Raw genomic sequence first — 22392 nt, forward strand, 5'->3', positions numbered from 1 at the left:
CTCCATGGTGCACGACGAGGCGACCTGCCGGCGGGTGCGCTCACCAGCCCTGGCGTTCGCATTCCTCCCGCCACCAGTCGGCGGCCCGGGCGATGTCGAAGCCGGTGGTCCACAGGTCGGCCGGGTCGTCGGGCATCAGCCGTTCGCGGAACGTCCCCAGACGGCCGTTGTCACGGCGGAACGCGTGGCCGAAGTTCCAGTCCAGCCTTTCACCCTTCGTGGCTTCGAGCAGGTCGACGATCTCGGCGGGAAGGCCCGGGTCGTCTCCCGGCGGCAGGGGCCGGGGCCGCAGATGGCCGTCCTCGTTCCCGTACAGGAGATCGACCGCCTTCGCCGTCGTGAGGCCGGTCCGCGCGGCCAGTTCCCGTGCCGACTCGGCGCGGACCGGGGGCGGCCCCTTCTCGGCCAGCAGGCGTTCAAGGCGCAGCAGCCTTGCCTGGGAGAGCCATCCCTGCGGCACGGGGTCGCCGACGAGGTCGCGTTCGGGAAGCCCGATCGGGACGAATCGTCCGTCCGGCGAGTACTCGACCGCCGCGAAGCCCCGGCGGTGCCACCCGCTGAACGACAGCAGCGAACCGTTCCGCGTGCGCCACACCTGGATCTTCGGCGTCGACGGCGGACCGGGGGACGGCTGCCCGAACCACAGCAGCCGGTAACGTCCGCTTCCGTCGCCCCATCCGGAGTTGGCCCACGCTCTCAGCCCGTCCAGGCTCCACTGGGCGTGAGGCCGCTGCCACGGCCACAGGACGGGTATGACGTGGCGCGCCATCCCACCGAAGTCCTCGATGAGGAAGTCGTCCCCCTGCGGATGCGCGACCTCCCGCAGCAACCGGGGCTCCGCCGCGTCCGGTTCCTCCGCCGCCGCCAGCAGATGCCCTTCGAGCACCCGCAACGACACCAACTGCCGTAGGCCGACCACCGGCAGTTCGGGATGGACGTCGAGCAGCGGGGCGAGCGGCGGGCGGGGCGCCGTCCCGGCCTTCATCCGGAGCCAGTGCTCGTTCAGCAGGCACTGTGCCGCGCTGTACGTCCGTTCCGCCATCGCGGCGGCCAGCGAAGGTTCGGTGATCTCGGGCACCAGGCGGGCGAGTTCTTCCCGTACGGGCCTCAGCACCCCGCTTGAGGCGGGCAGCGCGGCCAGCACCATGCGCTCGGCCGTGGCCCTGTCCAGCGTGCGCAGCGCGGCCGAACCGGCCGGGTCCACAGGGCTCCGCCTGCCCCACACGCCGGGCGGCGGCACCGCCGGGTTCCGCGGGGAGTAGTTCAGCCGGGTGGTCTGCGAGCCGTCGGGCGCGGTGACGGTGATCTCGCCGCGGCGGAGCCGGACCCGGCTCGGCGCGGCGGCCCCCGGAAAGGTGACCTCGCCTGTTCCGGGCGCCTCGGGACGGGCCGTGCCGGCACCGGGCTCGTACGTCAGCGCGAGGTCCTCGCCGTCCCCTCCGACGTCGACCGTGCCCTCCGCCCGGAACGTCTGCCAGCGGCCGCCGGGCCGCACCCGCGACACGCGCATGACCTCGCCGTCGTACCAGGGGAACAGCTCGGTCGGGAAGCGGCCGAGACGCACGGTCCAGGGGGATCCGCGGCCGTCGTCGACCTCCACCTCCCGGCGCGTCCGCACGGACAGGTACTCGCGGTGCTGGACGACGGACCGTGCGACCCGGCCGGACAGGGCGACGGGGATTCCGAACTCCTCCGGGACGCCGGCGCGCAGCTTCGCCAGCAGCGCGTCCACCGGATCAGAGAACTCCAGTTCGCGCGCGAAGCCGGGATTGCGCTCCAGGAACGGCCGCCCCTTGTCGAACAGCCACGACAGCGCCCGGTCGAGGCGGTCCAGGCAGCCCGCCTCGACGTCGGCCTTCAGCAGGGTTCGCATCTCGGCGTCGGGCACGTCGTCCCACGGCGCCCGCCTGGCCGGGATCGTCGCCGGATCGGTGTCGGGGTCCGGCCCGCCGGCCGGCTCCGCGTCGTCGGGGAACACCCGGCTTCCGGCCTGGTCGACGAGCGTCAGCAGCACGTCGACGGCGCAGCGGCGGCCGGCGGTGGCGAACCAGTCCGCCGGCAACCGGGCACCCGCTCCCGCGTCGGCCAGCGTCGCCAGCCACATCTGCCTGATCTTCTCGGCGAGCTCGGGGCCGCCGTCCTCCTCGTGCCGCGCCCGGTCGGGTTCGGCCGCGACCAGCAGATCCAGCAGCTCGGCCTCGCGGCGCGCCACCGTCGCCAGCGCGGTGCCGGCGGCGGCCCAGATCGTCTGCGAGGCGCCGGGCAGCAGCCCGTTCCGCAGCAGCCGCGCCGCGAGGAACTCCTCCTCGTCCTGCCGGGTGATCCCCGCGGCGACGGCCAGCTTCCGCAGGTCGGGGAAGAGCCGGGCGTAGGGGATCAGCCCGGCGGCGAAGCCCGCGCAGATCACCTCGCGGAACCGTGCGTGCGCCTCGCCGGGCGGGAGATGCCCGGCGAGCGTCTTGGCGTAGTCGCGCAGGGCGGTCGCGGCCACCACGCCCGCGGGGACGAACTCCAGGAACAGAGCGTGCAGCCGTTCCACGTCCCGCAGGCTCTCGTCGTCCTTCTCGACCTTGCAGGCCTGGGTGAAGGACCAGGTGGCGAGCTCCGTCGCCGTGTCCGACGCGTCCGCGGCCGTGAACGCGCGGCACGCCTCCTCGAAGAAGCCGATCCGGTCCGCCGCGGGCAGCGGCCGGGCCAGTGTGGTTAGGGCCGACTTGAGCTTGCGCGGATGGCCGGATCCGGCACTCGCGGCGAGAGCGGCCAGCTCCGGGGCGTGGGGGGAGGTGCTCACCGGAACGATCTTAGTGTTCGGACGAACGTGGGCCCCTGAACATCGGACGTTGGATGTCCTATGTCAAGTACCATGGACCGCATGACGGAGAGGCCGGGTCGGCGCGTTCTCGCCCGGCGTACGGGAGAGCTGCTCCAGCAGGAGATCATGCAGTTGATCCTCGACCGGGGCCTGCGCCCGGGCGATCCGCTGCCGACCGAGAACGACCTGATGGACGACCTCGGCGTCAGCCGCAACTCGGTGCGCGAGGCACTGAAGGCGCTGCGGGCGCTCGACATCGTAGAGGTCAGGCACGGGCACGGGACGTACGTGGGCAAGCTGTCGCTCACGCCGCTGGCGGACGGGCTCACCTTCCGTACGCTGCAGGGCTCGGAGAACGACGTGCGGGCCCTCGGCGAGATCCTGGAGGTGCGGGAGGCGCTGGAGGCCGGCCTGATCCGGCGGGTGGCGGCCACCATCCCCGACGAGGACCTCGCCGCGCTCGACGCCGCCGTCCGGAAGATGGACGCCAAGGCGCGCGCGGGCGAGCCGTTCCCCGACGAGGACCGCGAGTTCCACGAGCTCCTCTACCGGTCGCTCGGCAACACCCTCGTCCCGCAGCTGCTCGGGGTCTTCTGGAACGTCTTCGACCGGGTCGCCCAGGTCCGCGGCTGGAACCACGACCCCTCGCCGATCGGGACGGTCCGCCGGCACCGGGCGATCGTGGCGGCGCTGCGGCGGCATGACGTGGAGGAGGCCGAGCAGGCTCTGGCCCGCCACTTCCGCACCATCGACAGCCGGGTGGAGAAGGCCGCACGCCGCCGCTGAACAGCGGCCGGCGGGGCGGCCGCGCCGGTGTCAGAGGAGCCCGGCCCCGGTAAGGTGCTCGGCCACCCGCGCGGTCTCCTCGGCGTTCAGGGGGATCTGCGGAGGCGCGGTGGTGGGGTGGTCGATGACGCCCCGCAGGTGGAGGGCCGCCTTGAAGGCGCCCAGCGCGGACGAGCCGCCGCCCATGCGCCCCCTGGCGACCTTCACCAGGTCGTAGAGGCGGAAGAGACGTTCCTGCTCGTCGCGGGCCGTGGTCCAGTCGCCCTTGGAGGCGGCGTGGAACAGCCGGGTGTAGCCGTGCGGGTCGATGTTGCCCAGGCCGGGCACGACGCCGTCCGCGCCCATCCACAGGGCGGTGTCGACGGTGAGCTCCGAGCCGGTCAGCACCGAGAACGACGCGATGCCGCGGTCGCGGCGGCCCAGGAGGACCTCGCGCAGCGCGGCCTCGTTGCCGCTGGAGTCCTTGATGCCGGTGAGCACGCCCTCGGCGGCCAGGTCCAGCACCAGGGCGGCGTCCAGCTTGGTGTGGACGGAGACCGGCAGGTCGTAGGCGTAGAGGGGGAGGCCCGCGCGGGCGGCGATCGTCCGGAAGTGCACGGCGATCTCGGCGGGGGAGGTGAGCGTGTAGAACGGGGCGGTGGCGACGAGGGCGTCGGCGCCCGCGGCCACGGCCGCGCGGACGTGGTCCAGGACGCGGGGAGTAGTCATGTCGATGACACCGGCGAGGACCGGGACCTGCCCGGCGACGTGGCCGATGACGGTGTCGAGCACCGTGCGGCGGTGCCCGTCGGTGAGGAAGGCGGTCTCCGAGGAACTGCCCAGGACGAACAGGCCGTCGACGCCGCCGTCCAGCAGGTGGTCCACCAGGCGCGTGAGGGAGGCGGTGTCGACCTCGTGTGCGGGGGTGAGGGGCGTGCACACCGGGGGGATGACGCCGGACGCCGCGGTGGCGATGGTCATGAACGCTCCTGTGCTTGGCTGATCAGTTCGAGGTCGGTCGCGCCCTTGGGCACCGGGTGGTGGCAGCGGAACAGGTGGCCTTCGTCGCGTTCCGGGGCGGGCATCTCGGCGGCGCAGGCGTCGTCGGCCCTCCAGCAGCGGGTGCGGAACGGGCAGCCGGACGGCGGCCGGGTCGCCGACGGCACCGGGCCCTCCAGCGGAATCGGGTCGATGGGCGACAGCAGGCCGGGCGCGGCGGAGAACAGCGCCCGGGTGTAGGGGTGGCGGGCGCGGGCGGGCACCGCGTCGGCCGTGGTCTCCTCCACGATCCGACCGAGGTACATGGTGACGACCCGGTCGCTCATCCGGCGCACCGTCTGGATGTCGTGGGAGACGAACACCATGGCCAGCTCCAGCCGGCTCTGCAGGTCCAGCAGCAGGTTGAGGATCTGCGCGCGGACGGAGACGTCGAGCGCGCTGGTGGGCTCGTCGGCCACCAGGAGGCGGGGGCCGAGCGCGAGGGCGCGGGCGATCGCCACGCGCTGGCGCTGGCCGCCGGAGATCTGGCTCGGCAGCAGGTCGGCGACGCTCGCGGGCAGGCCGACCAGGGAGAGCAGTTCGCGGACGCGGTCGTCGCGTTCGCGCGGGGTGCCCCGGCCGTGCACGTCGAGCGGGTCGCGCAGCACCTTGCGGACGGGCAGGCGGCGGTTGAGCGCGGTGGCCGGGTCCTGGAAGACCATGCCGATGCTCGACCCGATCGCGGCCCGGCGTTCCCGGGCGGGCATGGACCAGATGTCGCGTCCGGTGAAGCGGACCGTGCCCGCGGTGGGTTTCTCCAGGCCGACGAGGACTCGGGCCAGGGTGGACTTGCCGCACCCGGACTCGCCCACGACGCCGACGGTCTCGCCCGGTTCGACGGTGAGGTCCGCCCCGGTGAGGGCGTGGACGCGGTCGCGGGAGAACACGCCGCCCGAGCGCGCCTTGTAGACCACGTGGACGTCGGCCAGCTCGGCGAGCGGCCGGGCCTCGGACCGCCGGGGGAGCTCTTCTCGGGTGTTCATCGCGGCTCCTCGGGGGCGGCGGGCGCGGCCACGGGGACCTGGACGGGCTCGGCGGGGTGGTGGCAGGCCACCGCGTGGTTCGGGGCGCGCTCGTGGAGGACGGGCTCGTCGGTCCAGCACACGTCCGTGGCCATCGCGCAGCGGTCGGCGAAGCGGCAGCCGTCCGGGAAGCCGGCGGGGGCGGGCACCACGCCGCGGATCTGGGCGAGGCGTTCGGCGCCGGTCTCCAGCGACAGCACCGAGCCCAGCAGGCCGCGGGCGTAGTGGTGGGCGGGCGCGCCGACCACGGCGGGCGTGACACCGGTCTCGACGATCCGCCCGCCGTACATCACCATGACCCGGTCGGTCACGTCCGCCACCAGCGCCAGGTCGTGCGAGACCAGGACGAGGGCGAAGCCCAGTTCCGCGCGCAGCCTCAGCAGCAGCTCGATGACCTGGGCCTGGACGGTCACGTCGAGCGCGGTGGTCGGCTCGTCCGCGATGATCAGCTTGGGGTCGCGGGACAGCGCCATCGCGATCAGCACCCGCTGCCGCTGCCCGCCCGACAGCTCGTGCGGGTAGGAGCGCAGGGTCCGCGCCGGGTCGAGGCCCACCAGCTCCAGCAGCTCCGCCGGGGTGCGCCGGCCGCCGCGCCGGACGAGCTGCTTGAGCTGCGACTTCACGGTCATCGCCGGGTTCAGCGAGGACAGCGCGTCCTGGTAGATCATCGCCATGTCGTGGCCGAGCAGCCTGCGCCGCGACGACCAGGGCAGGGCGAGCAGGTCGCGTCCGGCGAAGACGATCTCGCCCTCGACGCGCGCCCGGCGCGGCTGCAGGCCCATGATCGTGAGCGCGGTGAGCGACTTGCCGCTGCCGGACTCGCCGACCAGGCCGAGCACCTCGCCGGGACGGACGTCGAAGGAGACCCCGTCGACGATGCTCACGCCGTCGTGGCGGCCCTGGATCGAGACGGTCAGGTTCCGCACGCTCAGGACCGGGTCGCCCTCCGGCAGCGGACGGGCGCGTTCGGCGAGACGGCGCGCGGCCTCCTCCAGACCGGCCAGCGGCACGTCCTGGCCCGGGCCGGGGACGGGTGCGGGACGGCGGGCCGCCTCCGGCTTCGCGGCGGGGGCGTCTCGGCGTTCGGCGGGGGCGGCCCAGGCGTCGGAGATGCCCTCGGCGAGGACGTTCAGCGCCAGCACCGTGACCAGGATGAGCAGGCCGGGGAACAGGGTGGCCCACCAGCCGCCCACCAGGACCATGTTCCGGCCGTCGGCGATGACGTTGCCCCAGGACGGGTCCGGGGGCCGCACGCCCGCGCCGATGAACGACAGCGACGCCTCGAACACGATCGCGTCGGCGACCATCACCGTGCAGAACACCAGGATCGGCGCGGCGCAGTTCACCGCCACGTGCTTGATCAGGATGTGCGGGGCGCGGGCGCCGATGACGCGTTCGGCGGCGACATAGTCCTCGCCGTACTGGGCGAGCACGTTCGCGCGCACCACCCGCGCCACCGACGGCATGTTCAGGAACGCGATCGTCGCCACCAGCACCGGGACGCTGCCGCCGAACACGGCCACCAGGACGGCGGCGAGGGCGATGCCGGGGAAGGCCATGATGACGTCGAGCGTCCGCATGGCCGTCTCGTCCGCCCATCTGCGGGACGTCGCGGCGACGGCGCCGACCGCGGCGCCGGCCAGCAGCGCCAGCGCCGTCGCGCCCAGCCCGATGATCAGCGACCAGCGGGCCCCGTACAGCAGCCGGGTGAGGATGTCGCGGTTGGCGCTGTCCAGGCCCATCCAGTGCGCGGCGCTGGGGCCGCCGCCCCCGGCCTCCTGGGTGTAGGGGGAGTGCGGGGTCAGCAGCGGGGCGAGGACGGCGGCCACGGCGATCGCCACGACGATGCCGAGGGCGATCCAGGAGGCCGTGTTCAGCCGCCGGAACGCGACGTCCCCCCTGGAAAGCCGCTCGGCGAGGCCGCGGCGCATCATGAGGCGCTCCTGAGACGGGGGTTGACCAGCAGGTAGAGGATGTCGATGACGAGGTTCAGCACGACGAAGCCGGTCGCGATGGTCAGCACCACGCCCTGCACCACGGCGGGGTCGCCGTTGCGCACCCCGTTGATCATGAGTTGCCCCATGCCGGGCAGCGCGAAGATCGTCTCGATGACGACCGCGCCGCCGAGCAGGTAGCCGACCCGCAGGCCCAGCACGGTCAGCGGGGTGATCAGCGCGTTGCGCAGCACGTTGCGGCCGACCACGACGATCGGCGGCAGGCCGCTGCCGATGGCGGTGCGCACGTAGTCCCGGTCGAGTTCCTCGACCATCGAGGTGCGGATGACGCGGGTCAGGTAGGCGGCCACGGGCAGCGACAGCGCGAACGCCGGGAGGGTCAGCGAACGCAGCCAGCCGCCGAGGCCGTCCACCGGATTGATGTAGCCGCCGGTCGGGAACCAGCCGAGGTCGACCGCCAGGTACTGGATCATCAGCAGCGCCAGCCAGAACGCGGGCGCGGCCACCCCGAACAGCGACACCAGGCGGATCGCCTGGTCGGGCCAGCGGTCCCGGAACAGCGCCGCGGTGACGCCGAGCACCAGCGACAGCACCACCGCGATGAGCACGCCGTACAGGGTGAGCTGGAGCGTCAGCGGCAGCGCGGTCAGCACCGAGTCGCGCACCGGCGCCTTGGTGAGCACGCTGGTGCCCATGTCGCCCTGGACGAGGTCGCCCACGAACCGCACGTAACGCAGTGGCAGCGGATCGAGGAGGCCGTTCTCCTCCTGGAACGCGCGGATCTGCTCCTGCGTGGGGTTGGCCCCCTGGAAGTAGGCGTACTCCGGCTTGCTGTCGGAGAACCGCATCACGATGAACACCAGCAGGCTGACGCCCAGCAGCAGCGGTATCAGGATCAGCGTGCGCTGCACGAGCATTCGGACGAGGATCGCCACCGCGCACCCCCTTGGACCTCGGAGACAGCAGGGATCGTGGACGGGGCCGTCAGAGGCGGCGCGCCTGGAGGAGGTTGACGCCCGGGTATGCCTGGGCCCGCACCCCGGTGAGCTTCTTGGGGTCCCACGCGGTCATCAGCTCGGTGTGCACCACCGGGTAGAGGACGGCCTGCTCGGCGATGATGTCGATGTAGGCGCGGACGAGCTCGCGCTTCCTGGCCGGGTCGGGCTCGCGGGTGGCCTCGTCCATCTTGGCGAACAGGTCCTTGGCCTCGGCGGTGCCGTCCCACTTGGTGTACTTCATCCAGGTGCCGCCGGAGGTGTAGTTGTAGCGCAGGATCAGGTCGGCGTCGAGGCCGAACTGGTTGGGGTTCGAGGCGGCGGCCACCACCTGGTAGGACTGCGACTGGTCCATCTTGGTGAACAGCGCGCTGGTGTCCTGCGGCTCCAGCGTGGTCTTGACGCCGATCGCCGACCACGAGTTGGTGATCGTGGGCAGGCACTCGACGATCCAGCTCAGGTTGACCGCCATCAGGTTGATGGTCAGGTTCGTCACCCCGGCCTCGGCGAGCAGCGCCCTGGCCTTGGCCGGGTCGTGCGAGTAGACGGTCCTGGCCCTGGCGTACGACGGGTTCTGCTCGTTGAGGAAGCTGGTCGCCGGCGTGCCGTGGCCCTTCAACCCCACGTTGATCATCGTCTTGGTGTCGATGGCGTACAGCAGCGCCTGGCGGACCCGGACGTCGTCGAACGGCTTCTGCCGGGTGTTGAACATCAGGAACATGTGGTTCATGCCCTTGCCGCCCTCGACCGTCAGCCCGGCCCCGCGGAGCTGCTCGATGTTGGCGAACGGTACGTTGTCGGCGATCTGCGCCTCGGCGGCGCCGCCGGAGACCTTGGCGACCCGGGCCGACGCCTCCACGATCGACAGCCAGTTCATCCGCTTGACCAGCGGCCTGCGCGGCCCGTTGTAGTCGGCGAACGCCTCGAAGGAGGTGTTGGACTTGGGGTTGTGCGCGGTCATCCGGTACGGGCCCGAACCGACCGCCTTGCCCTTGGCCGCCGCGTCCCAGCCGCCCGGCACCCCGAACACGTGCTTCGGCATGATCTTGGCGATGGTCAGCCGGGGCAGCGCGTCCGGGAACGGGAACTTCAGCACCAGCTCGACGGCGTTGGCGCCCGCCCTGCGCACCTCCTTGAGCCAGGTGGCGAAGAAGGAGTACGTCAGCCGCTTGGCCTTCTCGTCCAGGATGGCCTCGAAGGTGAACAGCACGTCGTCGACGGTGACGGGCCTGCCGTCGTGCCACTTGGCGCCGGGCCGCAGCTCGAACCGCCAGGTGGTCGCGGAGGGGTCGGCGGGCAGCGCGGTGGCCAGCGCCGGGTAGGGCGCGCGGGTGATCGGGTCGGTGTCGACCAGGCCCTCGTAGATGTGGTTGTTGCCCGCCATCGCGAACGCCGACGCCGTCATGGTCGGGTCCCAGGTCTGGTCGTTGCCGTAGCCGATCACGGCGGTGATCAGGTCCTTGTCCTTGCCGGCGCCGCTCGACCCGGTCGAGGCCGGGCCGCTGCACGCCGACAGCGTGGCGGTGACGGCCGCGGCGGCGCCGAGCGTTCCGGTGTAGCGCAGAAAGTCCCGGCGGCCGATGGCGGGCCGGGGAACCGACGAGCTCACGATGCCTCCTGGTGGGGGGTGGGCAGGCGGATGCGGAGTCTCACCTTTGGGACAAGGGACATCGGACGTCCTACGTCTTGGGACTGTGAGGCTAGAGTCGGGTTCTCGCCCCGGTCAAGGGCCCGGCGGCCTGATCCGATCACGATCTGGCTCTTGTCGACGGGACGTAGGACGTCCAACATTGGATGTCCCGGCCGCTCCTCGACCACCCCCGGAGGGCACCACATGACGTCCGCGACCACGAGGGCGATGCTCGCCTTGTCGCTCCTGGGCTCGCTCGCCGCCGCCCCGGCGCCGCCCGCCGCCGCCTCGGCGGCCCGCCCGTTCATCGACGAGCAGGTCCTCTTCAGGCAGGGGGACTTCGGTTACGCCTGCTTCCGCATCCCGGCGGTCGTCCGCGCCGCGGACGGCACCGTCCTCGCCTTCGCCGAGGGACGGGTCAGGGACTGCGGTGACGACGAGGACATCGACCTGGTGCTGCGCCGCTCGTCCGACGGCGGACGCACCTGGGGCCCGCTCCAGGTGATCTCCGAGGGCAACGGCTCCACCCACGGCAACCCGGTGCCGATCGTCGACCGGCGGCGCGCCGGACGCGTCGTCCTGGTGAGCACCCGCAACGGACCCGAGCCCTGCCCCAACGGCTGCGACCGCGACCCGTACGTGCAGGTCAGCGACGACAACGGCGCCACCTGGTCGGCGCCCCGCGAGATGACCGAGGGCAAGCGGCCCGAGTGGAACTTCTGGTACGCGACGGGCCCGATGCACGGCATCCAGCTCACCCGCGGCCCGCACGCCGGACGGCTCGTCGTCGGCGCCAACCACGAGAGTTACGACCGCGCCGGCGGCCCGCACGTCTACGGCACCCACCTGCTCTACAGCGACGACGGCGGCCTGACCTGGCACATCGGCGCCCAGAGCGCCTTCGACGACGGCACGATCATCGCCCAGGAGGTCACCGTCGTCGAACGGACCGACGGGAAGGTCTACGCGCTCGCCCGCGAACGCGGCACCGACCCCGGGCACCGCGCCTACGCGGTGAGCAGCGACGGCGGCGAGACGTTCGACCGCCCCTTCCGGACCCTGGACCTGCCCATGCCGGACGTGCAGGCGTCCACGCTGCGCCTGCACGCCCGCGACGAGGGGGACGCGACGAACCGCATCCTGGTGTCGTCCCCCGCGCACCCCGTGGCGCGGGAGGTCATGGCGGTGCGTTCCTCCTACGACGAGGGCCGCACCTGGCAACCCTGGACCAAGGGCAAGGTCTTCTGGTGGGGCCCGTCGGCCTACTCCGACATGGTGAAACTCGGCGAGGACGAGGTCGGCCTCTACTACGAGGCGGGCACGTCCACGCCCTACGAGACCATCCGCTGGGCCCGCTTCAACGAGGCCTACCTGGCCACCCCCAACGGCACCCCGCCCGGTATCCCCGGGCCGCCCGCGCCGGGACCGAAGACCCCGGACTCCTCGCCCCACCGCAACGACGCCTACGTCAGGGGCGGAGCGGCCACGGCACCCGGCCGCTTCGGCGAGGGCCTGGCCCTGGACGGCGTGGACGACCGCGTGGAGGTGCCGTTCGACCGGTCGATCGACGTCGGCGGCGGCGACTTCACCATGACGACCTGGTTCCGCTACACCGACACCACCGGGTCGCACGCCCTCCTGTGGGCCTACCGGACGGGCAGCGGCACCACCCCGCAACTGTGGCTGCGCGCCGAACCCGGCGCCGGCCGCATCCGCGCGCTGGTCATGGTCGACCGGTTCAACATCACCGTTCAGTCGGCGAGCGCCTACAACGACGGCCAGTGGCACCACGCGGCCCTGCGCCGGGCCGGCGGACGGCTCGGCCTGTGGATCGACGGCGCCGAGGTCGCCTCGGCCGCGGTCCCGCCGGGCTCGGTCACCGAGGGCAAGGAGTTCGGCGTGGACGGCATCCACGTCGGGCAGCGTCTCGACGGCGTCGACCGGTTCCGTGGCACCCTCGACGACGTGCGCGTCTACCGGCGCGCGCTGTCCCCGGCGGAACTCGACCGGGTCCGGTCGGGCGACCGGCCGTCCGCGTCCCGGCTCGGCCTCTGGCTCTCCATGGAGGACATCGCATGACGATCATGTTCGGCGGCGACTACAACCCAGAGCAGTGGCCGCCCTCCGTCTGGGCCGAGGACATGAAGCTGATGGTCGAGGCCGGGGTCTCGCTCGTCTCGGTGGGCATCTTCTCCTGGGCGAGCGTCGAGCCGCGGCCCGGCGAGTACGACTTCGGCTGGTTCGACCAGGTCATGGACAACCTGGCCGACCACGGCATCGGCGCCTGCCTGGCCACGATGACCGCGTCCCCGCCGCCCTGGCTCTCGCGGCTGCATCCCGAGATCCTCCCCGTCCGCGCCGACGGGACGAAGCTGTGGCCGGGGGCGCGCCAGCACTACTGCCCGTCCAGCCCCGTCTACCGCGAGCACGCCCGCCGCCTCGCCGAGCAGGTGGCGGGCCGTTACGCCGCCCACCCCGCGCTGCGGCTCTGGCACATCGGCAACGAGTACGGCTGCCACGTCCGCCAGTGCTACTGCGAGGTGTCGGCGGCCGACTTCCGGCGCTGGCTGCGCGAGCGCTACGGCGACATCGACGCGCTCAACCGGGCCTGGTCCACGGCGTTCTGGTCGCAGCGCTACGACGACTGGGAGGAGATCAACCCGCCCCGCACCACGCCCACGTTCGTCAACCCGGCGCACCGGCTGGACTTCGAGCGGTTCAGCGACGACGCGATCCTGGCCTGCTACCTGCTCGAACGCGACGCCGTCCGGCGGCACTCGCCGGAGGTGCCGGTCACCACCAACTTCACCGGCCTGGTGCACAAGCCGATCGACTCCTTCCGATGGGCCGCCGAACAGGACGTGGCCAGCCTCGACAGCTACCCCGACCCCTACGACCCCCGCGCGCACGTCGACGCCGCGTTCGCCTACGACCTGGTCCGCTCCGCGCGCTCGGGCCGGCCGTGGATGCTGATGGAGAACGCGCCGAGCGCGGTCAACTGGCGTCCGCGCAACGCGCCGAAACCGCCCGGCACCATGCGCCTGTGGTGCTGGCAGGCCGTCGCGCAGGGCGCCGACGCCGTGATGTTCTTCCAGTGGCGTCAGGCCGCCGGGGGCGCCGAGAAGTTCCACTCCGCGATGGTCCCTCACGGCGGCCCCGACACCCGGACGCACCGGGAGATCCGCGCCCTGGGCGCCGAACTGGCGGCCGTCCCCGAGCTCGCGGGCACCCGCGTGCGCGCCGACGTGGCGATCCTGCACGACTGGGACAGCTGGCGCGCCGTCGAGGGCGACGCCCACCCCGCCCCCATCGACCTCCTGGACGCCCACCGCGCCCACTACGCGCCCCTCTTCGACTCCCACGTGACCTGCGACGTCGTCCCGCCGACCGCCGACCTGTCGGCGTACCGGCTGGTGGTCGTCCCGAACCTGTACCTGATGCCCGGCGACGTCGGCGCCCGCCTCACCCGCTACGTCGAGGAAGGCGGGCACCTGCTCGTGTCGTTCTTCTCCGGCATCGTCGACGAGTCCGAACGCGTCCACCCGGGCGCCTATCCGGCACCCCTGCGCGACGTGCTCGGCCTGCGCGTCGAAGAGTTCTGGCCCCTCGACGAGCCGACGCGCATCGACCTGGGCGGCGAACGCCACGAAGCCGCCATCTGGTCCGAATGGATCGACCTGGAGGGCGCGCAGCCCATCGCCACCTTCACCGAGGGCCCGCTCAGCGGCCGCCCGGCCGTCACCCGCCACGCATACGGCGACGGCATCGCCTGGTACCTGGCCACCCGTCCCGCCCCGACGGCCATGCGCCGGCTCCTGGACCGCGCCCGTGCGGACGCCGACGTCAACCCCGTCCTTCCCGGCCTGCCTTCGGGCGTCCAAGCCGTCGTACGTCGCGGCTCGGAGCACCGTTACCTCTTCCTCCTCAACCACGGCACCGAGCCCGCATCCGTCCCTCTCCCGGAACCCGCCACCGACCTCCTAGGAGACCCCTCCCGACCCGTCCACACCGTCGATTTGGCCCCGCGCGCCGTAGCGGTCCTGCGTCACCCCCGAGACTGATCGACGGTTCCGTCCCACTGCCAGGTCGTCCGGCGGGGGAGTCCGGGGAGGGGATGCGTCCCGTGCACCACAACAAGGTGTCGAACTTGATCCCCATCGCGGCGAACCCCGCCGCGTCGGAGTGGCCCCACGGGTGCCAGGCGCGCACGTCGGGGGTGGTCGGCATCGTGCTCACCTGCCGTCCGCCGGGCTCTTCAGGACCTCGATGACGCTGGCGTAGCTGTCGGAGCCGTGTCCCGCGGCCCTGGCCCGTTCCATGAAGTCCTTCAGCAGTTCGGGCAGCGCGTTGTCGACGCCGCGGGCCGCCGCCGCGTGGATGAGATGGTCGATGGCCGCGATCTGCACGTCGACGGTGGCGTCGTCGCCCGGGTAGCGGCCGGCGTCCACCTGCGGCGCGTACGTGGTCAGGAACCGGTTCACGGTGCCCAGCCAGCGGATCGCGATCGGGGTGAACGCGGTGGCCGCGGTCCCCTCCGCGCCGACCAGGGCGGTGCCGTGCAGCCAGCCGGTCATGGTGGACCACATCAGGCCGAGCAGCGCGGCGTCGTAGAGGGATGCCAGGCCCGGGTCCTCGCCCAGGTACAGGGGGTCGCCCAGCGCCGCCAAGGTCGGACGGCAGGTCTCGAAGACGGCCGGCGCGCCGCTGTAGAGGATCATCACCTCGGGGCTGCCGACGCCGGGCGGGGTGGTCATGATCGCGCCGTCGAGGTAGCCGGCGCCCTGGGCGCGGAACCACGCGACGGCCTCGTGCGCCTGCTCCGGCGCGCCCGAGGTGAGGTTGACCAGGGTCCGTCCCGCGAGGGCGCCGGCGGCCGGTTCCAGGACGCCGCGCAGCGCCGCGTAGTCCAGGACGCAGGCGATGGTGAGCGGGCTGGCCGCGATCGCCTCCTCGACCGTCGCGGCCAGGCGCGCGCCCTTGGCGACCAGCGGTTCGGCCTTGGCCGCCGAGCGGTTCCACACGGTGGTCGGGTGGCCCCGGTCCAGCAGCGCGGCGGCCAGCGCCGAGCCCATCGAGCCGAGCCCGAGCACGGTCACGGCCGGAAAATCGGAAGTCATGGCACTCCTCCTGTACGTCCGCGCGATGGCGGTCGATTCGCGTACAGGGGCAACGCTCGCAGCGCGCGGCGGAGGGCAACAGTGACACTGGTGACGGTCACCACCAAATTCCTGCCATACTCCCCCGATATGAGCGCGAGATCCGTCGCCGTGGTCGTGACCGAGGAGATCGAGGTCCCGTCCTGGGGCCTCTACGAGCTGAGCATCCCCTGCACCGTCTTCGGCGCGGCGCAGGCCGACCTCGCCGACCCCTGGTACGACCTGCGGCTGTGCGGTGAGGGAGCGGCGGCGCGGAACACCGCGGCCATCGGCCTCGCGGTGCGCACTCCCTACGGGCTCGACGACCTCGCCGACGCGGACACCGTCATCGTCCCGTCGGTCCCCGACCCCTGCGTCGAGGAGGACAGGCCGCTGCCGCCGGACCTGATCAGCGCGCTGCGCAGCGCCTACGACGCGGGCGCCCGCATGGTCTCGCTGTGCACGGGCGCGTTCGCGCTCGCCGAGGCCGGGATCCTGGACGGGCGCCGCGCCACGGCCCACTGGATGCACACCGCCCAGCTCGCCGAGCGCTACCCGAAGGTCCACGTCGACGACTCGGTGCTGTACGTGGACGACGGTGACGTGCTCACCAGCGCCGGCCTGACCGCCGGCCTCGACCTGTGCCTGCACCTGGTGCGCCGCGACCACGGCGCGCACGTCGCCAACCAGCTGGCCCGCCGGATGGTGGTGCCCGCCCACCGCGCCGGCGGCCAGGCGCAGTTCATCGACCTGTCCGTCCCCGGCACCGACGACGAGGGGCTGGGCCCCGTATTGGACTGGGCCCGAGCCAACCTGGACCGCCCCCTCACGGTCGAAGACCTGGCCGAACGCGCCGCGATGAGCCCCCGGACGTTCTACCGGCGCCTCCAGGCCGCCACCGGCACGACACCCCTTCAGTGGCTCCTCAACCAGCGCCTCGCCCGAGCACAGAACCTGCTGGAAGCCACAGACCTCCCCATCGAGAAGATCGGGGAACTGACCGGCCTGGGCATGGCCAACAACCTCCGCCACCACTTCCTCAGACACGTCGGCGTGTCACCGAGCGCCTACCGCAGGGCGTTCCCCCGGAGAGTGGCCTGAGGCCACGTCAAGTGAGTTCGTGTCAGTGCGGGACCGGGGTGAAGTCGCGCGACGCGATGAAAGAGGGCCGCGGAGCGGGCGCGGCGAACGGCTCCACCAGGGCGTTCTCCACACTGTTGAACACCACGAAGATGTTCGATCTCGGGAACGGCGTGATGTTGTTGCCCGAGCCGTGCATGGTGTTGGCGTCGAACCACAGCGCCGAACCGGCCGTGCCGGTGAACTGCTCGATGCCGTGGGCCTCGGCCAGCCGCGTGATGTCCTTCCTGCTCGGCACGCCGACCCGCTGGTCCCGCAGCGACTCCCTGTAGTGGTCGGCGGGCGTCGCACCGAGGCAGGGCACGAACGTGCGGTGCGAGCCCGGAATCAGCAGCAGCCCGCCGTTGAACGGGAGGTTGTCCGTCAGGGCCAGCGACATGCTCACCGCGCGGGGGAGCGGCATGCCGTCCTCGGCGTGCCAGGTCTCGAAGTCCGAGTGCCAGTAGAAGCCCGTGCCGGTGAAACCGGGCATGTAGTTGACCCGGCTCTGGTGGACGTAGACCTCCGAGCCCAGCAGCAGCCGCGCGCGGCCGGCGACCCGGGGATCGCGGATCAGATCGCCGATCGCGGGGCTGAGCTCGTGCACCGCGAAGATCGACCTGACCTCCGCGGACTCCTTCTCCACGACGACCCGCTCGTCGGCCCTCAGCGCCCGGTCCTCGGTGAGCCGCCGCACCTCCCGCAGGAACTCCTCCACCTCGGACGGGCCGAGCAGGTCCTCGACGACCGAGTACCCGCGGGCCTCGTGCGCGGCCAGTGCGGCGTCCGGCGGTCCGCCGCCGGCGCTCGGCCAGACCGCCGGCTCGCCGCGCACGATCGGCTCGGCGGCCCGGGCGAGCCGGGTCGGATAGCGGTCCTCGGTCCTGGTGTCGTTCGCCGTCATGTCGCCTCCTCACCGATCGGCCGCCCGCGTCAGGAGCGGATACACGCCGTCCTCGTCATGGACCTCCGAACCCGTGAGCGGGGGAGTGAACACGCAGATCGCGCGCATCCGCGTGCGCGGCAGCAACCGGTGCCGCTCGTGGCCGTCCAGCAGGTACAGGGAGCCCGGGGACAGGTGGTGCACCTCACCGGTCTCCTTGTCCAGCAACTCGCCGTCGCCCTCCACGACGAAGACCGCCTCGACGTGGTTGGCGTACCAGAAGTCGTTGACCGTGCCCGCCTCCAGCGTGGTCTCGTGCAGGGAGAACCCGACGTTCTCCTGGGCGAGCACGACTCTCCTGCTGCGCCAGTTCCGGGTCCGTACGTCCCGGTCCGTGCCGGTGACGTCGTGCACCGATCGGACGATCATTCGAGTGCTCCCTCCACGGATTCGGTGAGCAGGGCCAGGCCCTGGTCCAGCTCGTCACGGGTCACGGTCAACGGCGGCATGAGCTTGACGACCTCGCCGTCCGGGCCGGACGTCTCCACGAGCAGTCCGCGTTCGAACGCGCCCCGGCACACCCGCCTCGCGAACTCTCCGTCCGGCAGCGCCAGGCCGCGCGCCAGGCCCCTGCCCTTGACCTTCATGGGGATCTCGGGGTGCGCCTGTGCGACCTCGGTGAGCACTCTGGCGACGTGCTCGCCCTTGCCCAGGGTGCTCTTCTCCAGCTCGTCGTCCCGCCAGTAGGTGCGCAGCGCCTCGGCCGACGCGACGAACGCCGGGTTGATCCCGCGGAAGGTCCCGTTGTGCCGGCCCGGCTCCCAGACGTCGAGCTCCGGTTTCACCAGCGTGAGCGCCAGGGGCAGGCCGTAACCGCCGATGGACTTGGACAGGCAGACGATGTCCGGCTGGACGGCGGCCGGTTCGAAACTGAAGAACGGGCCGGTGCGGCCGCAGCCCATCTGCACGTCATCGACGATCAGCAGGATCGCGTGGCGCTCGCAGAGCCGGGCGAGCCCGCGCAGCCACTCGATCCGCGCGGGCGTGAGGCCGCCCTCGCCCTGCACCGTCTCGACGATGACGGCGGCGGGCAGGTCGAGCCCGCTGCCGCTGTCGGTGAGCAGCCGTTCGAGGAGGGCGAAGTCCGTGATCCGCCCGTCGACGTAGCCGTCGTAGGGCATCAGCGTCGTGTGCTGGAGCGGAACCCCCGCGGCGCCGCGCTTGGCGGCGTTGCCCGTCACCGACAGCGCGCCGAGCGTCATGCCGTGGAACGCGTTGGTGAAACCGACGACCAGGGAGCGGCCGGTGACCGTACGGGCCAGCTTCAACGCCGCCTCCACGGCGTTGGCGCCGCCCGGACCAGGGAACATGACCTTGTAGCGCAGCCCTCGGGGCTCCAGCACCAGGTCGCGCAGCGTCCACAGGAAGTCCCGCTTCGCCGCGGTCTTCATGTCCAGGCCCTGGGTGACACCGTCGCGTTCGAGGTAGGCGATGAGCGCCCGCTTGAGCACCGGATTGTTGTGCCCGTAGTTGAGGGCGCCGGCGCCGGCGAAGAAGTCCAGGTACGCCCGGCCGTCCTCGTCGTAGAGGCGGCTTCCGGAGGCCCGGTCGAAGGTCGCCGGCCAGCTCCTGCAGTAGCTGCGCACGTTCGATTCGAGTGTCTCGAAGATATCCACGATGTCCTCGTCCGGGGTGATGGGAGCGCGGCACGGCGCTCCGCCCGCGGGCTCAGTCCGGAACCGCGGCTCCGGCCGGCGTCAGCGGGCCGATGCGGAACAGGTCCTCGTCGTCGTGGGCGTCGGCGAAGTGTTCGGGACGGAACAGCGGCGACCGGTCCACGGCCGCGTTCCGGCGGGCCGCGAGCGCGGTGAACAGCGCGATCGAGGCCTGGTTGTCCGCGGCGATGGTGGTCTCCAGGTGCGTCACCCCGGCGTCCGCGGCACGGCGGACGACGTCGTCCAGCAGCGCGCTCGCGACGCCCAGGCCGCGGTGCGCCGCGTCCACGGCGATCTGCCAGATCATCAGGGTGCCGGCCGCACGCGGCCGCACGTATCCGATGACGAAGCCGACCACCGTCTCCCCCATTCTGGCGACGGCCGATGTGTCCGCGAAGTCACGGCACCACAGCGCGTACGAGTACGAGGAGTTCAGGTCCAACTCGGCACAGTCCCGCGCCACGCGCCACATCCCGGCACCGTCCGACACGGCCGGCGCCCCGATGAGCACTCCCCGCGCATCCGCGGATCGGCCGCGCGTACCGTCCCCCAGCCGCTCCACGTCGTTCCCCCCTTCGCGGCACCGTGTCGTGGCGGACGGTGCCGGCTTGCCCCGTGCCCCGGTCCGAGCGACGCCCCCTCGCAACACCCGGGCCGAGCTCCCTGAGCGGCTTTGTCCCGAATTACCCGCTCAGTCTCCGCGCACACCTGCACCGACCAGGACAGACACCCACGCAGTCTCGTCCCGAACCGTCCCACGCCCCCGGAACGCGCCGCACCCGCCGCGCCCCAAGCCGACCATCAAAACGACCCACTCACCGCCCCACGCCCGGCACCATGCCACGCAACGGGCACAACACCGCCGCCCCGAACACGACCACCGACCGCACTCGAGATGTCAGCCCACCCTGCTCGACGTGTACCCGAACACCCCTCTGGCGAGCGCCACCAGCGAACTACAACAGGCACCCCACCCCGCTGCGGCGTACCGCACCGACCTCCCCCCCGGGCCCCGGTCGCCGTAGGCGCTGAAAGGTCAATACCGCTCGGGTTCCCCGCCGTCGGAAGAGGCGACGCGACGTCGGACCCGCTGGAGCCAGGGGACAACGGATCGGTGAGTCCTGGCTGCCGGGCCGGCCGAAGCCGGTGTACAGGGCGTCGAGTACGACACCTAAAGTCCCGATGGAACCAGGGCGGCGGTCAAAGTGCTGCACGCGACGCAGGTCTCACCCCACGAACTAGGCCGTGTCGTCAAAGTGTCATACCCACATGAGCGGGGCGGCCAGGGTGACGGCGCCCTGGTAGGAGCGGGCGGTCTTGCAATAGCGGGTGGCGATGCCGCGCCACTGCTTGAGCCGTTTGAAGCAGCGTTCGACGACGTCATGCAGCCGGTAGACGCCCTTGTCGAAGACGGGCGGGCGGCCTGCGCGCCGTCCTTTGCGCAGCCGGTTGCGGACCTGATCGGCGCGTTCGGGGATGGTGGCGCCGATCGCGCTCGCGCAGCCCGGCGCGGATGACCCGGGTGCTGTATCCCTTTTCCGCGATGAGGTGATCGGGCCGCACGCGGGGGCGGCCCGGCCCCAGCCGCGTGACCCGGATCGCGGCCATCACAGCGGTGAACTGGGTGCAGTCACCCGCGTTGCCGCCGGTCACCACCAATCCCAGCGGACGCCCCCTGCCGTCGCAGGCCAGGTGGATCTGCTGGTCAGCCCGCCCCGCGAGCGGCCGAGCGCCCGCCGCCCCCTTTTCGGACGTCGGCGGCGTGCTGGTGGGCGCGCACGATTGTGGAGTCCACCGACACCAGCCAGCCGATGTCCCCAGCGGCGTCGGCGCGGGCCTGGGCGGCCTGCAACATCCGCGTGAACGTCCCGTCGGCCGCCCACCGGCGAAAGCGAGTGTGCAGCGACCGCCACGAGCCATAGCGGTCGGGCACATCCCGCCAGGCCACCCCGGAACGGAACTTGAACACGACCCGTTCACAACCCGCCGGTCATCAGCCCGCGGACGCCCCATCCGCTGCCTGGGCAGCAACGGCTCCAGCATGGCCCACTCGGCATCGGACAACTCATGACGACGCACCACACATCACATGATCGTCACACAGAACCGTTACGCAGCCACTTTGACGACACTGCCTAGCGCGGATGGCCGCCGAGACGCGTGCCGCGCAACGGGTCGCGCCCTTCTGCACTGCAACCCCATCCTGGCGCTCGAAGCGCCACCACCACTGACCGAAGTTAAGCCCGCTACTGCCCCGGACCGGCAAGTCTGCATCTTCGTCTGAGGGGTCGTGTGCGGGGTGGCGCGGGTGACCGGCAAGACGCTCTCGTCACCGACGTTTGTGGACGGGTGAGGTCCGTACCAAGGTCTGGGGCCGCATGTGTGCGACCGCGTCCGGCAGGCCGCTCAGCTCGTCGCAGACCACCATGCAGGCGTTGGCGCCACCGTCGCTGCGCATTTTCGTCTGGCGGGTCGTGTGCGGGGCGGCGCGGGTGACCAGTGAGACGCTCTCGTCACTGACGTTTGTGGACGGGTGAGGTTCGTATCATGGCCTGGGGCGACACGTGTGCGACCGCACTCGGCGGGCGGCTGCTCAGCCTGTCGCAGACCACCCTGCAGGCGTTGGTGTCATCGTCGCTGCGCAGGTCGGTGGCCCGTGCGGCCAGTACTCCTCACTGGTGCATCAGTTCGCCGGGCGAGTCGCTGGCGGCAGGGGCGACCTCACTGCACTTGCCCTCCTTCTTCTGCGCCGAGAGATCAAAGATTCCGGCGCCCAGATGGACGGGCCGCTGACCGTGACGACTGTCGTCGAACTCCAGTCCACTGACTCCCGGCAGGATCGGCGTGGCTTGAATACCTACTGGAAGCGACGCTTCAACCTGCTCGCCGTCATGGCCGGCGACCGGGTGGAGGAGGTCTTCCTCGACGGTTTCGAGCGCCGTCAACAGCCGCCGCAGTCGGTGGAAGGCGGCGGTCCGCTGCCTGCCTGTGGACGCCTCCAGCTCTGCGAAGAGGCGACCGATCTCGGCGTGCTGCCGCAGCCGCAGGCTGATGATGTCGTTTTCAGGCATGGCTCGGGACCGTTCGTTCATCCGCGTCTCCAGGAGCGACTCGTCAGATGGGAGGGGCCCTCGCCGCACTGGGAGGGGGCCGCTGGGTGTTTTGCCCCCTCTTGGGCGTTGAAACATCGTGCGCGTACCGCGCCCCTCCCGCCGGGACCTGGCAAAGCCCCTGCTACCGCGAGGCGATCGCCACCACTAGGGCCTGTTCGTGGTCCAGATCAGTCACAGTCGAGTGACTCTGCCCGCGCCGGAGCGGGAGCA

General features: G+C 71.9%; 16 protein-coding genes and 1 pseudogene. 4 read left to right on the forward strand and 13 right to left on the reverse strand.

The window, feature by feature from the left end:
• Nucleotides 1-40: 40 nt before the first annotated feature.
• Nucleotides 41-2791: a hypothetical protein gene (locus tag ABD811_RS18725; protein ID WP_344948950.1), complete on the reverse strand. Its 2751-nt coding sequence runs from the start codon at nt 2789-2791 to the stop codon at nt 41-43.
• An 81-nt stretch (nt 2792-2872) separates the two neighbouring features.
• Here ABD811_RS18725 and ABD811_RS18730 point away from each other — a divergent pair, with 81 nt between their 5' ends.
• Nucleotides 2873-3598 carry a FadR/GntR family transcriptional regulator gene (locus ABD811_RS18730; protein ID WP_344948952.1) on the forward strand — a complete coding sequence of 242 codons (726 nt, stop codon included), beginning with the start codon at nt 2873-2875 and terminating at the stop codon, nt 3596-3598.
• A gap of 30 nt (nt 3599-3628) precedes the next feature.
• Here ABD811_RS18730 and ABD811_RS18735 read toward each other — a convergent pair whose 3' ends face one another.
• Genes ABD811_RS18735 through ABD811_RS18755 form a run of 5 tightly spaced genes read right to left on the reverse strand, consistent with a single transcriptional unit; the run spans nt 3629 to nt 10196 of the window.
• Nucleotides 3629-4558, reverse strand: coding sequence for a dihydrodipicolinate synthase family protein (locus ABD811_RS18735; RefSeq protein WP_344948954.1), 930 nt, complete (start codon nt 4556-4558; stop codon nt 3629-3631).
• Nucleotides 4555-5598, reverse strand: coding sequence for an oligopeptide/dipeptide ABC transporter ATP-binding protein (locus ABD811_RS18740; RefSeq protein ID WP_344948956.1), 1044 nt, complete (start codon nt 5596-5598; stop codon nt 4555-4557). Before ABD811_RS18740 ends, ABD811_RS18735 begins: the two co-directional genes overlap by 4 nt.
• The gene (locus ABD811_RS18745) at nt 5595-7571 is read right to left on the reverse strand and encodes a dipeptide/oligopeptide/nickel ABC transporter permease/ATP-binding protein (RefSeq protein ID WP_344948958.1); all 1977 of its coding nucleotides are present in this window, start codon (nt 7569-7571) and stop codon (nt 5595-5597) included. The genes ABD811_RS18740 and ABD811_RS18745 overlap by 4 nt, the downstream gene beginning before the upstream one ends.
• Nucleotides 7568-8527, reverse strand: a complete 960-nt coding sequence (locus tag ABD811_RS18750) for an ABC transporter permease (protein ID WP_344948961.1) — start codon at nt 8525-8527, stop codon at nt 7568-7570. The genes ABD811_RS18745 and ABD811_RS18750 overlap by 4 nt, the downstream gene beginning before the upstream one ends.
• Nucleotides 8528-8576: 49 nt before the next feature.
• Nucleotides 8577-10196, reverse strand: coding sequence for an ABC transporter substrate-binding protein (locus ABD811_RS18755; RefSeq protein ID WP_344948963.1), 1620 nt, complete (start codon nt 10194-10196; stop codon nt 8577-8579).
• Nucleotides 10197-10421: 225 nt separating this feature from the next.
• Between ABD811_RS18755 and ABD811_RS18760 the strand changes: the two genes are divergently transcribed.
• Nucleotides 10422-12296 (forward strand): exo-alpha-sialidase, encoded by a 1875-nt coding sequence (locus tag ABD811_RS18760; protein WP_344948966.1) that lies wholly within the window; start codon nt 10422-10424, stop codon nt 12294-12296.
• A complete protein-coding gene (locus tag ABD811_RS18765) occupies nt 12293-14278 on the forward strand; it encodes a beta-galactosidase (RefSeq protein ID WP_344948968.1) in 1986 nt (661 codons plus the stop codon). Before ABD811_RS18760 ends, ABD811_RS18765 begins: the two co-directional genes overlap by 4 nt.
• A gap of 171 nt (nt 14279-14449) precedes the next feature.
• On the opposite strand, the gene ABD811_RS18770 is transcribed toward ABD811_RS18765, so the two are convergent.
• Nucleotides 14450-15334, reverse strand: coding sequence for an NAD(P)-dependent oxidoreductase (locus tag ABD811_RS18770; RefSeq protein ID WP_344948971.1), 885 nt, complete (start codon nt 15332-15334; stop codon nt 14450-14452).
• Between the two features lie 129 nt (nt 15335-15463).
• Here ABD811_RS18770 and ABD811_RS18775 point away from each other — a divergent pair, with 129 nt between their 5' ends.
• On the forward strand, nt 15464-16453 hold the full coding sequence (locus ABD811_RS18775; protein ID WP_344948974.1) for a GlxA family transcriptional regulator: 990 nt from the start codon (nt 15464-15466) through the stop codon (nt 16451-16453).
• Nucleotides 16454-16475: 22 nt separating this feature from the next.
• Here the strand turns inward: ABD811_RS18775 and thpD are convergent, their stop codons facing one another.
• The 6 genes and pseudogenes from thpD to ABD811_RS18805 all read right to left on the reverse strand — a co-directional run bounded on the left by thpD (nt 16476) and on the right by ABD811_RS18805 (nt 22161).
• Complete coding sequence (gene thpD, locus ABD811_RS18780; RefSeq protein ID WP_344948976.1) at nt 16476-17375, reverse strand: ectoine hydroxylase; 900 nt, start codon at nt 17373-17375, stop codon at nt 16476-16478.
• A 9-nt stretch (nt 17376-17384) separates the two neighbouring features.
• Nucleotides 17385-17783 carry an ectoine synthase gene (locus ABD811_RS18785; RefSeq protein WP_344948979.1) on the reverse strand — a complete coding sequence of 133 codons (399 nt, stop codon included), beginning with the start codon at nt 17781-17783 and terminating at the stop codon, nt 17385-17387.
• Nucleotides 17780-19030: a diaminobutyrate--2-oxoglutarate transaminase gene (gene ectB / locus ABD811_RS18790; protein WP_344948982.1), complete on the reverse strand. Its 1251-nt coding sequence runs from the start codon at nt 19028-19030 to the stop codon at nt 17780-17782. Before ectB ends, ABD811_RS18785 begins: the two co-directional genes overlap by 4 nt.
• A gap of 52 nt (nt 19031-19082) precedes the next feature.
• Nucleotides 19083-19580 carry a diaminobutyrate acetyltransferase gene (gene ectA, locus ABD811_RS18795; protein ID WP_425549430.1) on the reverse strand — a complete coding sequence of 166 codons (498 nt, stop codon included), beginning with the start codon at nt 19578-19580 and terminating at the stop codon, nt 19083-19085.
• A gap of 748 nt (nt 19581-20328) precedes the next feature.
• Nucleotides 20329-21112 (reverse strand): annotated as a pseudogene (locus ABD811_RS18800) (IS5 family transposase).
• A gap of 629 nt (nt 21113-21741) precedes the next feature.
• A complete protein-coding gene (locus ABD811_RS18805) occupies nt 21742-22161 on the reverse strand; it encodes a hypothetical protein (protein WP_344948987.1) in 420 nt (139 codons plus the stop codon).
• Nucleotides 22162-22392: the final 231 nt, after the last annotated feature.

It is taken from the genome of Actinomadura miaoliensis, from assembly GCF_039536785.1.
Classification (GTDB): domain Bacteria; phylum Actinomycetota; class Actinomycetes; order Streptosporangiales; family Streptosporangiaceae; genus Spirillospora; species Spirillospora miaoliensis.

Excerpts from the sequence above, each read along its gene's own strand:
- ABD811_RS18730 (WP_344948952.1), top strand. The coding sequence starts at position 2,873 with ATGACGGAGAGGCCGGGTCGGCGCGTTCTCGCCCGGCGTACGGGAGAG.
- ABD811_RS18735 (WP_344948954.1), bottom strand. The coding sequence starts at position 4,558 with ATGACCATCGCCACCGCGGCGTCCGGCGTCATCCCCCCGGTGTGCACG.
- ABD811_RS18740 (WP_344948956.1), bottom strand. The coding sequence starts at position 5,598 with ATGAACACCCGAGAAGAGCTCCCCCGGCGGTCCGAGGCCCGGCCGCTC.
- ABD811_RS18745 (WP_344948958.1), bottom strand. The coding sequence starts at position 7,571 with ATGATGCGCCGCGGCCTCGCCGAGCGGCTTTCCAGGGGGGACGTCGCG.
- ABD811_RS18760 (WP_344948966.1), top strand. The coding sequence starts at position 10,422 with ATGACGTCCGCGACCACGAGGGCGATGCTCGCCTTGTCGCTCCTGGGC.
- ABD811_RS18765 (WP_344948968.1), top strand. The coding sequence starts at position 12,293 with ATGACGATCATGTTCGGCGGCGACTACAACCCAGAGCAGTGGCCGCCC.
- ABD811_RS18770 (WP_344948971.1), bottom strand. The coding sequence starts at position 15,334 with ATGACTTCCGATTTTCCGGCCGTGACCGTGCTCGGGCTCGGCTCGATG.
- ABD811_RS18775 (WP_344948974.1), top strand. The coding sequence starts at position 15,464 with ATGAGCGCGAGATCCGTCGCCGTGGTCGTGACCGAGGAGATCGAGGTC.
- thpD (WP_344948976.1), bottom strand. The coding sequence starts at position 17,375 with ATGACGGCGAACGACACCAGGACCGAGGACCGCTATCCGACCCGGCTC.
- ABD811_RS18785 (WP_344948979.1), bottom strand. The coding sequence starts at position 17,783 with ATGATCGTCCGATCGGTGCACGACGTCACCGGCACGGACCGGGACGTA.
- ABD811_RS18805 (WP_344948987.1), bottom strand. The coding sequence starts at position 22,161 with ATGAACGAACGGTCCCGAGCCATGCCTGAAAACGACATCATCAGCCTG.